The following is an 11,635-nucleotide window of genomic DNA, read 5'->3' as shown; positions in this document are numbered from 1 at the left end:
CTGGGCTCCTGTCGACATATCAGACGCGCGCCGCGCCTGCGGTTGACCATTCGCTGCGCCACTGCGCCTTCACGCCGGCCAGCAACGCCCAGCCGCCGAGCGCGAAGGCAGCGAACAACCACATGCCGATCGCGTAGCTGCCGGTGTGCTGCTTGAGCACGCCCAGCCCTGCGGCAAGCGCAAATCCACCGATGCCGCCTGCCATGCCGATCAGGCCGGTCATCACGCCGATGTCCTGGCCGAAGCGCTGCGGCACCAGTTGAAACACCGCGCCATTGCCGGCGCCCAGGCACAACAAGGTCAGCACGAACAGCGCCAGCGTGATCGTGGCGCCGCCGGCACCAAATCCGGCGATTGCCACCAGCCCGGCGACCAGCAGATACACCGCCAACAGGGCGCGCGTGCCGCCGAGGCGGTCGGCAATCACGCCGCCGAGCGGGCGCATCACCGAGCCGGCCAGTACGCACGCTGCGGTGGCCCACCCCGCGGTACGCGCATCGAAATCGAACTGGTCGTGGAAGTAACCAGGCAGTGCGCTGGCAAAGCCGGAGAAGCCACCGAAGGTGATCGCGTAGAAACACATGAAGCGCCATGCATCGCGGTTGCCCACCAGCACGCGGCCATAGTCGGACCACTGCTTGCGCGCGACCGGCGTGGGTGCTTCCTTGGCGATGGTTGCGAACACGACCAGCGTCAGCACCAACGGAATGCACGCCAGGCCGAACACGTTCTGATAGCCGAAAGCGGCCGCCAGCATCGGGGCGAACAACGCCGCCAGCACCGTGCCGGAATTGCCGGCTCCGGCAATCCCCATCGCGGTGCCCTGATGCTCGGGCGGATACCAGCGCGAAGCCAGCGGCAATGCCACCGCGAAAGATGCACCGGCAATCCCCAATAGCACGCCCAGCAACAGCACCTGCCCCATGCTGTGCACGCCCAGTTGCCATGCACCGAACAGTGCTGCGATCACCGCCAGCTGCGCGACCATGCCGGCACGCTTGGCGCCGATCCGGTCGGCGAACATGCCCAGTACCAGGCGCAACACGGCGCCGCACAGGATCGGCACTGCCACCATCAAGGCACGCTGCTGCGTATCCAGCCCCAGCGATTGCGCGATCGGCACCTGCAGCGGGCCGAGCAGATACCACACCATGAAGCTCAGGTCGAAATACAGGAAAGATGCGAACAACGTGGGCGTATGCCCTGATCGCCAGAACGAGCGCTGCATAGAGACCTCTTCGAGTGCGATGGCCAAAAAAAAAACGGCGCCCTCCGGTAAACCGGAAGGACGCCGTTGTCCTGGATGCATGCGGCTCGCCGTTGAGCCGCTGGCATCGTCTGCATGTTGTTGCAGGCACGCCGTTGTACCTGCACGTGCGTCCTACGCAATCAACGTGCCAACTTTCTCACCGCGGCCTCACTGCGCTGCAAGCGCTTGATAAATTAAGGGTTGGCGGCTGGTTGCCGGTCTCGCGCGAGGTAACGGGTAGCCGCTGGCGCAGCTCACCATTCCCGGCTTTCGTGCAGCAATGCACCAACAACGTGCGTTGCTGGCGGACGCGATCGATCGATATTCCTGCGACACGCCGTCCCTCCACGCATGATCGTGGCGCCAGGCCGGCCATTGCGCGTCAGGGAAGCTAGACGGCGTGACTGGGTGCAGTCGAACGCATTGGCGCGACTGCCGAGATCAAACGCCTGGCCGATGGAGCGCGCGGCGCCCTCACCGCTCGCAGACACGCTGCAAGTACGTCCGTGCAGACTCGATGGCCGCATCCATGCCGCAAGCGGCGAGGACACCGCACCTGGGAGTTGGCCGGCGGTTTGTGGAAGAGCGAGGAAACCGCCTCGTGCGGCTTGCTGTTTGCTCTGTTTGAAACCTGGCGCACCGACCATCTCCACTGGCCCTTGCCGGCCCACCGTCGCGGGAGCTTACGCGGCATGGATGCCGTGTAGAGCCTACATGGACGTACTTGCAGCCTGTCCTGCGCTGGTGGGCCGGCAAGGGCCCCTGCAGCCAAACTGCAGACCAGCCGCTCTCCCTGCGATCCCTCTACGCTCTCCAGCCATCACCGCAGACTCCAGCACGCCTGATCCATCGCGTTACGGCGTATCGAACAACCGATTGCTGCGATGATCGCTGTCCGGCGCGACGACACCCACACGTGCGGCGGCACGCCGATAGTTGTCGAGTCGGTGGATATCGCCGAGCCGGGCGATGTCGTCGCCTTGAACGTCATGCCATCCCCAGCGCTGGAACTGGCCCAGGAACCACTCGCCGTCCGACAGCCACGGCATATTCACCACCCCGCCGCAGTGAAAGGCCAGCGCAGTCGCATCATCGGCGGCAGCGACGCAACCAACATGCGACTCAACCTCGGGATGCGCCCCCAGACACACCGCCAGGCGCGTCGCCGGCACCCCGATATGCTGCGGTTCGGCCAGCCACTGCGCACAGTGCGCGCGATTGGCTGGCGCCGCGTCCAGCCAACGGCAGGCCTCCAGCACGCAAGCGGTCAAGCGCTCGCTCAACTCCGGCTGCAGTGCTGCAAATTCACGGCGGCAGGCGAGCACCTTCTCCGGATGGCCAGGCCACAACTCGCCGCTGCGGATCACACGCCGCCCCGTGCCCTGCGCCTCGGCCACCGTCGCCCACGGCTCGCCGGAGCAATAGCCGTCGACCAATCCGCTGGCCAACGCCTCGGGCATTTGCGGTGGCGGAATGCTGAGCACATCCACATCGCCGATCGGGTCCACCCCGCCTGCAGCCAGCCAGTAGTACAGCCACAGCGCATGCGTTCCGGTAGGAAAGGTCTGCGCGAACACCGCACGCCGCCCCAATCCTGCCAATGCCTGTGGCAGCGTGCGGCCGGCCGCCAACGCCTGCGCGAGTGCAGGCGCCAGCGTGATCGCCTGGCCGTTGTGATTGAGCGTCATCAGCAATGCCATCGGGCATTGCGGGCCGGCGATGCCCAGGTCGATCGCATACACCAAACTGGCCAGGGTGTGGGCTGCCTCCACTTCACCGGCCAGCAAACGGTCGCGCACGCCGGCCCAGGATGCCTGTCGTTGCAACTCCAGCTGCAGACCATGTCGATGGTCCAGACCCAGGTGTTGCGCAGCGACCAGCGGCGCGCAGTCGATCAATGGCAGGTAGGCCACGCGCAGGACGGGATATTCGGCTTGACTCATAGATTCATCCCAACAACTCGGCCATGGCCACGATGCGGCGCGCCACTTCGGCCAGTTTGACGCCCTGCTTCATGGCCTGCTGGCGTAATGCCGCATAGGCATCGGCCTCGCTCAGGCCACGTTTTTCCATCAGCAAGCCCTTCGCACGGTCGATCTGCTTGCGGTCCTGCAGCGCCTGCTGGACCTCGTCCAGGCGCTTGCGCATGCTGCTTTCCTGCGCAAAACGGGCCAGCGCCACCTGCACGATCGGCGCCAACCGCGCGGGCGCCAAGCCATCCACCACGTACGCCGTCACGCCCGCGCCGACCGCTGCATGAATCAACGCATCGTCGCCATCGCCGGAGAACATCACCACCGGCCGCGGCGCATGCGCATGCAACATCGACAGCTGCTCCAAGGTATCGCGGGAAGGCGAATCCACGTCGATCACCACCACATCCGGCTGCTGGCGTTGCACGGCATGCAGCAGCGCGCTGACCGAGGCCACGTCATCGAGCACCGTGTAGCCGGCGCGCGTCAGTGCCTGGCGCAGTTCGCCGATCGGCTTTTCGGTATCGTTGACCAGCAAAACACGCATTGACAGCAGCGAGGCATGGACGTGGCCTGATGGTGCCATGCAACATGCCGCTCGTGCGAGCCATCTTTTCGGAGTGTCCGATGCCGTTGTTCCCGTTGTTCGCCAACCTGCAGGGGCGCGCCGTGCTGGTGATCGGTGGCGGCGAAGTCGCCACACGCAAGGTGCTGGCGCTGCTGAAGGCGCAGGCGCACATCCGGCTGTATGCGCATGCGCTTTCGCCCGAACTTGCCCAGCTGCTGCAGGCCGGGCGCTTCGAGCAAATGACAGGCGAGTTCGATCCTGCCTGGATCGACACCGTGTGGCTGGTCGTCGCCGCCACCGATGATGTGGATCTGAATCAACGTGTGGCCGCAGCGGCCGGCGCACGCCAGCGTCTGGTCAATGTCGTGGACGATGCCGAGCTCTCCACCTACCAGGTACCGGCCATTGTCGACCGCGATCCGCTGGTGATTGCGATTTCGTCGGCGGGCGCGGCGCCGATGCTGGCGCGCCGACTGCGCGAGCGACTGGAGCGCGAACTGCATGCGTCGGTGGGTACGCTGGCGGCCTTGTTCGCCCGGCACCGCGAGCGCATTCGTCAGCAGTTGCCGGACATGAACCGGCGGCGCCGCTGGTTCGACCAGGTGATCGACGGGAAGGTGCCGCAATTGCTGCAGGCCGGCGATACCGTCGCCGCCGAAGCCGCCTTTGCCGCTGCGTTGGACGCGGTGGACAGCGTTCCGGCGCGCGGCAGCGTGCAATGGGTCGGTGCCGGCCCGGGCGATCCCGGCCTGCTCACGCTCAATGCCTTGCGTGCCCTGAACCTGGCCGACGTGCTGCTGCTGGCGTCGGACGTGCCCGCCGCGGTGATGGAACTGGCGCGCCGGGATGCGCAACGGCGCGCCTGGCCGGAGACGCCGGGCGCGCAGCAGGCCGTCGTAGTGGAGTTGGTTGGCGCCGGGCTGCAGGTCGTGGTCCTGCGCATGGGCAGCGGCGATGCCATCCCGGCGGAGCTGGACGCCGCGCTGCACGCGCAGGGCATCCTGTCGGTGCGGGTTCCGGGCTTGCCGCTCCGCTAGATTTTTCCAAGCGCGTTGCCGGATTCGACGCGCTTGAACGCGACTGCCTACCGCGCCAGCAACGCTCGGCGCGCCGTGTCCTGCTGCCAACCCGTGCGTTCGACACAACGATCGCCGGAGCACCCGCCGATACCATCCCAGGGAAATGACGGCCCGCGGCCGCGCAATGGCGCTCGACTGCTACCCGCCGGCGCATGCCATCGACACCGCGTCACGGCGTGCAGCAAGGCAGGCAACAGCCACCCAGCGTGACCGGTTTCACCCCCTGCCTGGCCGAAAAAGTCCCCAGCACGGCGCGCGCATCCGCCTACAGTCGAGCACGTCATCCCGGTTCGGACATCGCCACACCATGCAGACGCCTTCGCCGTCCCAGACGTTCCCGCTCGACCGCAGCGATGCGGTCTGCATCATCGGTGCTGGCCCGGGTGGGCTCAGTGCGGCACGTGCGCTCAAGGCGCAGGGGCTGGACTACGACCAGTTCGAACGCCACGGCGACCTGGGCGGGATTTGGGACGTCAGCAACCCCGGCTCGCCGATCTACGACTCCACCCATTTCATTTCCTCGCGCGATCTGTCGGCCTTCATCGGCCATCCCATGCCGCGCCAATACCCCGACTACCCGTCGCATCGGCAGATCCTGGCCTACCTGCGCAGCTTTGCCGAGACGTTTGGTCTGCGCGAGAAGATCCAGTTCGACACCGCCGTCCTGCGCATCGACAAACAGGCGGATGGGCGCTGGCAGGTGACGTTGGCCGATGGCTCGCAGCGCCTCTACGCCGCGGTGATCTGCGCGTCGGGCGTCAACTGGGACCCCAGCATGCCGCAATTGCCGGGCCACTTCGATGGCGAGATCCGCCACTCGGTGAGTTTCCGGCATGGCGACGAATTTCGTGGCAAGCGCGTGCTGGTGCTGGGGGCCGGCAACTCCGGCGCGGACATCGCCTGCGAGGCGGCCATGCATGCGCAACGCGCCTTTCTGAGCGTGCGCCGCGGATATCACTTCATCCCCAAGCACCTGATGGGGATTCCGGTCGACCAGATCGCCGAAACCGGTCCGCACCTGCCCCTGTGGCTGGCACGCCCGATCTTTTCGGCCCTGCTGCGGCTGGTCAACGGAGACCTGGCCCGGCTGGGGTTGCCCAAGCCGGACCATCGCCTGTTCGAAAGTCACCCGCTGCTCAACGCCCAGCTGCTGCACCATCTCCAGCACGGCAACATCGCCGTCAAACCCGATATCGACCGACTGGACGGCAGGCACGTGGTGTTCAAGGACGGCAGCCGCGAGCAGATCGACCTGCTGCTGTGCGCCACCGGCTACCGCTGGAGCTGCCCGTATGCCAGCGAGTATTTCCTCTGGAACGGCGGACGCCCGCAGATGTACCTGTCGATGTTCAACCGCACGCATCGCAATCTGTTCGGGATCGGCTACCTGGAAACCAATTCCAGCGCGTACAAGCTGTTCGACACCCAGGCCCACATGATCGCGTCCTACCTGACCGCGCAGCGCCGCGATCCTGCCAGCGCACGCCGCTTCGATGCATTGATCGAAAACGATACACCGGACCTGTCCGGCGGCATCCGTTTCGTGGCATCGCAGCGCCACGCCGTCTACATCGAGGCGCATGCATTCAAACGCTATCTGCATCAGCTGCGCAGGCGATTGGGCTGGGGCGAACTGGGCGAACACATGTACGACGCGCTCAAGCTCGACGCCGGTGGCGATCCACGCATGCGCACTACCGCCACCGCACGGCTAGCCGACAGCGAGGTTGCCCATGGCTAAGCCGCAGGATCTGCGCGGCTGGAATGCGGTGATCACCGGCGGCGCCGGCGGGCTGGGACGCGCGACCGCCGCGCGCCTGATCCAGCGCGGCGTGCGCTGCCTGCTGGTGGATATCGATGCCGATGCACTGGCACGTGCGGTGCAGGCGCTGGGGCCGTTGGCGTGCGCGCAGGTGGCCGACCTGACCGATCCGGCCGCGCGCGACCGTCTCGCCGAGCGGCTCGACACGGATTGGGGCCAGTTGCAGCTGTTGGTCAACAATGCCGGCATCGTCGGCACCACGCCGTTCGAGCAGCGCACGCCGGCGTCGATCCGCGGCGAACTGGAGTTGAACCTGATGGCGCCGTTGTTGCTCACGCACCGGTTGCTGCCGCTGCTGCAGCGCAGTGGCGACGGGCGCGTGGTGAACATCGTCTCGCTGGGAGGCATGTTCCCGTTGCCGGAATCGACGGTCTACTCGGCCAGCAAGTTCGGGCTGCGCGGTGCCATGCTCTGCCTGGGACTGGACGGCGCACGCCTGGGCATTCGCGTCTCCATCGTCAACCCGTCGGCCACCGACACCCCGATGCTGATGCGCGAGGCCCTCAACGGCGGCAACAAGTTGCAGTTCATGGATCGGCCGCAACAACCGGACGAAGTCGCATTGCAGGTGTTGCGGTGCCTGGACGCACCGTGCCTGGAGCGCTTCGTGCGCCCCAGCGAATCGTGGACGGTGCGGCTGGCCATGCTGCTGCCCAACCTGCTGACGCGCGCCCTGCCGCTGTTCGCACGCAGCGCCGAGCGTGGGCATCGCAACTATCTTGCGTCGCTGCAGCAGCGCGGCCTGATTCGCCCGCGCCAGGACGGATGGGAAGTGGTGCCGCCCGCTCACCGCGAAGACCCGCACACCCTCGCCGCAGCGCGAGCAACCACGCAGCGGACCTGAGCCGCTGCTGGCGCCCGCACACGCAGCGCATGCGGCGGCAGCGCTGTTGGAGGGCAAACCGGCGCGCAGTGCGGCCAAGTACCGTGTCTGGTCGAACCCTCAGCGCGGATCGCGCGCCTGTCCGGGCGAACGACCGGACCACCGTTGAAAGGCGCGCCGAAACGCCCGTGCATCGGCGTATCCCACCGCTTGCGCCACCTCGGCCACGGTCATCTGCGAATTGCGCAGCAGATCCTGCGCACGTTCGTAGCGGGCGGCATCGCGCAGTGCCCGGTAGCCGACCTGTTGCGCACCGAGCCGACGCCGTAGCGTGCGCTCGCTGCAATTGGCCTGGCGCGCCAGCTCCGGTTGCCGCGGCGCATGCTCGGCATCGCTGCGCAGCCGCAGTGCGATCGATTCGACCAACTCGTTGCGCGACGGCGGCCGCTGGATCAGGGTCTCCAGTTGTTGCCGCAACAGTCCGCAGGTGGTGCGGTCGTAGCCCGGCAACCGCGCGGCCAGCCACTTTGCCTCCAGCGTCATCCGGTTGCGGCCGGCGCCAAACCGCACCGGGCAGCGGAAAAAACGCGTGTAGATCTCCAGCGGGGCCGATCGCGCGAAGGCCAGTTCCACCGCGCGCGGTCGGATGTCCGGCCCCAGCATGCAGCGACTGACATTGAGGGCACCGGCAAAGGCTTCCTCGATGAGGTAAGGCTCGATCTCCAGGTCGAATACATGCGGCACCAGTTCGATGCAGGCTTCGGGGCCTTGCTGTGCGAACAGGTGCTGCATCATCGCCCCGGCTTCGTGCTGATGCCCCAGGCCATAGGCGATCGCTTCGCCGAAGGTTTCGCAGGTGAGCATGGCCAGCCCGGTCAGGCCCCAGGACACCGGCCGTTGCCGCATGCCGGCCGCCAGGCCCATCGCCGGCTCGTCCAGCAGACGGCGTGCGCGCAGGATCAGCGCACGCACCTGCTGGTAGGACAGCAGCAGGTCGCGGTCGTGCAGGTCGCGGTGGGTGAACCCCAACCCCTTGCACAGCCGCTCCGGCGCGTGTCCGCGATCTTCGACCAGGCCCAGCAGCGAGCGCACGGTGTTGGGAACGATGTTGGCCGTGCGGCGGTTATCGGCCGGCGCAGGACGCGCGTTGCCGACCTCGGAGATGGGCTGGCTGCGGGTGACGGCCGCGCGCGCACGCGGCATGCTCAGCAGTGCTCCGCGGAGCGTTCGCGTTCGCCGCGGTGCCAGCGTGCCGTGCAGCCAATAACGCCACCATGCAGCGCGTGCCATGTAGCGGTACAAGCCGGCCGGAGCCGAACGTCTTGCATGCGTTGCGTCCTCGCGACAATGCGGCCTCAACCGCTCGGCCGCACTTTAGCGCAAGCGATGGCGTGCAGGTCCAGCCAACAGCTGCCGGCGCGTCAAGCCATCAATCCCGCAACAGACGCTTGCGCGTGCTGTCGCGCACATCCACGTCGAAGGTGACCTGCAAGGTCATCGCCTCGGCATGCCCAGCGCCCGCATCGAAACTGAACTGAAGCCCGTCACGGCGCGGTAGCTGGCGTGCGTGTTCCTCCAGCGCGTCGCGCGGGATCGCCAGTTGCCAATGATCGGTGGCGCAATTACATGCGGCGTGACCGCCGGTGAGGCTCACGCTGTGTCTCACCAACCGCGCGCCCTGCCCGCTCGGCAACCGGCTGAGATTGTCGACGCTGCGCCCGGCCAGCAGGCTGGCCAGCTCGTCCTCGTCGATACGAAAGCGCAGATGTTGGCCTTCAATCTGGATTTTCATGGATCAGCCGGCTCCATTGCTCGGGCGTATTGCAATTGACGAACTCAGCGCGTTCGCTGGCAGTGACAGTCACGCGATGGCACTGCAGTGAATGCTGCAAGGCGCGCAGCGAGCGTGACGATGCAGCGCCCGCCATCAGCACCGTCAACGCCTCGCGCACGCTGGCATCCAGGCGCAGGCACATCGGCAGCATCTGGTCCTCGAAGGCCACACAGCGATGCTGCGACGGCGCAAGCAGCTTGCCCAGCAACGCGGCCGACAACAGCGGCATATCCACCGGCACCACCACCAGCGTGGTCGCGTCGGCCGCGCCCGCGATCACGCTTGCCAGCCCGCCGAGCGGGCCCAGATCGGGATGGACGTCGGCAATGCCGGCATATTCGGGCCGGTTGCCGCTGACCACCACGTGCTGCGCACCGGCCTGGCGCAGCAGCGCCTGCATCTGTTCCAGCAACGGACGTCCATGCCAGGGCAGCAAGGCCTTGTCCTGCCCCATGCGCGACGAACGTCCACCGGCCAGCACCACGCCCGTCCACGGCTGCTGCAGCGTCATGCGACAGCCCCGGGATGGGCGGCACCCACCGGCATGTTCATGGCGCGATGGCCGGCGCGGCCGGGTGCAGGTGGCCCAGTCCGAAGACCTGGGCATGCGTGCTCGCTGCGGCGCCTTCGTCCTGTGGCTCCAGTACCGCCCAGACGTTGGCCTGCAGCAACGGGGCCACACGAAAGGATTCCTGCTGCGGCAGGATCTGCACCGACAACGCGCCGGCCGCACTGCACAGCAGGCGTGCCCGCAGATGCTGCCGCCAGATCGGCCTGGCCTGCATCGGTGCCTCTAATGCGACGCGCACGCCATGCTCAACCGGCATGCCCAACAAACCGCGCAATGCCGGCTCGACGAAAAAGCGCAGACCGGCCGCGCTGGCCATCGGGTTGCCGGGCAAACCCATATACAGCGCGCCATCGCTAAAGCGCGCAAGCAGCACCGGTTTGCCCGGTCGCACTGCGACCTTATGAAACAGCACTTCGGCAGCGTGGCGTGCCAATGCCTCCGGGATGAAATCGTACCGACCACGCGAAACGGCGCCGGTGCTCAGGATGAGATCGGCACCGGCATGGCGGGCCTGTGCCAGTGACGCATCGAACGCAGCATCGTCGTCGCCTACCTGCCCACGCCACACGACATCGGCGCCGGCGGCACGCAACTGAGCCAGCAGATAACTGCTGGTGCCATCGCGGATCTGGCCCGGCTGCAGGGGTTGTGCAGGGTCGCCGATCAACTCGCGTCCAGTGGCGATCAAGGCCACGCGCGGCCGCCGCACCACCTGCACATGCGCGCAGCCCAGGCCGGCAAGCAGCATCAGATGCGCACCGCGCAGCATGGTGCCGGCGTCGATCACGCGATCGTGCAAGCGCACGTCTTCGCCGCGACGACGGATGTGCTGACCCGCACGCACCGGCTGACGCAGGCGGATGCGGCTGGGGCGCTCGCCGTCGTGCTCAAGGATCTGCACTTGCTCGATCGGCACTACCGCATCGGCACCCGGCGGCACGCCGGCGCCGGTCATGATTTCCCAGGCCGCACCGATCGCAGCCGCACCGGCGTCCTGCCCTGCCGCAACGGTACCGCTCACCACGTACTCGCGGTCTGCCAACGCACCCCTCCCCGCGGTCGCCAATGCAAACCCATCCATTGCGCTGTTGTCGAAGGGCGGCAACTCGGCCTGGCTCGACAAGGCGTCGGCAAGCACGCGACCTTCGGCATCGGCGCTTGCCACCCACTCGCTGGCAAGGGGTGCGACGTGCGCGTGGACCAGCGCGAGTGCTTCGGCATAGCTGATCATGTGCAGGACAGTGCCGACCAATGGATGACCCGGCTAGGATACCGGCCCCTGGCGCAGCAGGTACAGGCGTGGCCGTGCGGGGCCGTCGTGTGTCCATCCGCCACATGATGGGCATCACCGTAGACACCACGCTTGAAGCTGCTCGAACGGTATGCAGACAGTGTGCGCTGCAAGGTTGCAGGCCTTCCTTGAGCAACTGCACGCATGCAATTCGTCGACGTCGTGGGCTGGCTCGCCAGCATCATCCTGATCGCCACCTTGATCCGGCAGATCTACAAACAATGGCGCTCCGACGCCGCGCAGGGCGTCTCGCGCTGGTTGTTCCTCGGCCAGATCAGTGCTTCGGTGTTGTTCATCCTCTACAGTTATCTGGTTGGCAACGCGGTGTTTATCGTCAGCAATGTGCTGATCCTGCTGACGGCCCTGATCGGCTATGCATTGCAGCGGGTCAAGCGCCGCAGGCTGGAACGCGCAGCGTAGACAGG

The 11,635-nt window shown here is 66.8% G+C and carries 11 protein-coding genes; 4 read left to right on the top strand and 7 right to left on the bottom strand.

The genetic code is table 11. The annotated features are described in order from the left end of the window. Positions 1-19 precede the first annotated feature (19 nt). From HLH45_RS14980 to HLH45_RS14970, 3 genes are all read right to left on the bottom strand, one after another. The gene (locus tag HLH45_RS14980; protein WP_029819404.1) at positions 20-1,189 is read right to left on the bottom strand and encodes a nitrate/nitrite transporter; all 1,170 of its coding nucleotides are present in this window, start codon (positions 1,187-1,189) and stop codon (positions 20-22) included. A 914-nt stretch (positions 1,190-2,103) separates the two neighbouring features. Beyond that, positions 2,104-3,192 (bottom strand): CmpA/NrtA family ABC transporter substrate-binding protein, encoded by a 1,089-nt coding sequence (locus HLH45_RS14975; protein WP_008575396.1) that lies wholly within the window; start codon positions 3,190-3,192, stop codon positions 2,104-2,106. Positions 3,193-3,196: 4 nt separating this feature from the next. Beyond that, on the bottom strand, positions 3,197-3,769 hold the full coding sequence (locus HLH45_RS14970; protein WP_008575394.1) for an ANTAR domain-containing response regulator: 573 nt from the start codon (positions 3,767-3,769) through the stop codon (positions 3,197-3,199). Positions 3,770-3,849: 80 nt separating this feature from the next. On the opposite strand from HLH45_RS14970, the gene HLH45_RS14965 reads away from it, so the two are divergent. The 3 genes from HLH45_RS14965 (at position 3,850) to HLH45_RS14955 (ending at position 7,535) form a co-directional block, all read left to right on the top strand. Continuing rightward, entirely contained in the window at positions 3,850-4,827 is a 978-nt protein-coding gene (locus tag HLH45_RS14965) for a siroheme synthase domain-containing protein (protein ID WP_008575392.1), read from the top strand. Between the two features lie 349 nt (positions 4,828-5,176). Then, a complete protein-coding gene (locus HLH45_RS14960; RefSeq protein ID WP_008575390.1) occupies positions 5,177-6,610 on the top strand; it encodes a flavin-containing monooxygenase in 1,434 nt (477 codons plus the stop codon). Beyond that, complete coding sequence (locus HLH45_RS14955; protein ID WP_008575387.1) at positions 6,603-7,535, top strand: SDR family NAD(P)-dependent oxidoreductase; 933 nt, start codon at positions 6,603-6,605, stop codon at positions 7,533-7,535. Before HLH45_RS14960 ends, HLH45_RS14955 begins: the two co-directional genes overlap by 8 nt. A 99-nt stretch (positions 7,536-7,634) precedes the next feature. Here the strand turns inward: HLH45_RS14955 and HLH45_RS14950 are convergent, their stop codons facing one another. The 4 genes from HLH45_RS14950 to HLH45_RS14935 all read right to left on the bottom strand — a co-directional run bounded on the left by HLH45_RS14950 (position 7,635) and on the right by HLH45_RS14935 (position 11,171). Next, positions 7,635-8,717 carry an AraC family transcriptional regulator gene (locus tag HLH45_RS14950; RefSeq protein WP_033478964.1) on the bottom strand — a complete coding sequence of 361 codons (1,083 nt, stop codon included), beginning with the start codon at positions 8,715-8,717 and terminating at the stop codon, positions 7,635-7,637. A 226-nt stretch (positions 8,718-8,943) separates the two neighbouring features. Continuing rightward, complete coding sequence (locus HLH45_RS14945) at positions 8,944-9,306, bottom strand: hypothetical protein (protein ID WP_008575384.1); 363 nt, start codon at positions 9,304-9,306, stop codon at positions 8,944-8,946. After that, a complete protein-coding gene (mobA, locus tag HLH45_RS14940) occupies positions 9,290-9,859 on the bottom strand; it encodes a molybdenum cofactor guanylyltransferase (RefSeq protein ID WP_008575382.1) in 570 nt (189 codons plus the stop codon). Before mobA ends, HLH45_RS14945 begins: the two co-directional genes overlap by 17 nt. Positions 9,860-9,896: 37 nt before the next feature. After that, complete coding sequence (locus HLH45_RS14935; RefSeq protein ID WP_109291517.1) at positions 9,897-11,171, bottom strand: molybdopterin molybdotransferase MoeA; 1,275 nt, start codon at positions 11,169-11,171, stop codon at positions 9,897-9,899. A gap of 183 nt (positions 11,172-11,354) precedes the next feature. Between HLH45_RS14935 and HLH45_RS14930 the strand changes: the two genes are divergently transcribed. After that, positions 11,355-11,630, top strand: coding sequence for a PQ-loop domain-containing transporter (locus tag HLH45_RS14930; RefSeq protein ID WP_008575377.1), 276 nt, complete (start codon positions 11,355-11,357; stop codon positions 11,628-11,630). Positions 11,631-11,635 lie beyond the last annotated feature (5 nt).

The sequence above is a fragment of the Xanthomonas euvesicatoria genome (assembly GCF_013112235.1).
Lineage (GTDB): Bacteria > Pseudomonadota > Gammaproteobacteria > Xanthomonadales > Xanthomonadaceae > Xanthomonas > Xanthomonas euvesicatoria.
Note: the sequence above shows the minus strand (reverse complement) of the source record. Positions and strands in the feature narration are given on the sequence as shown.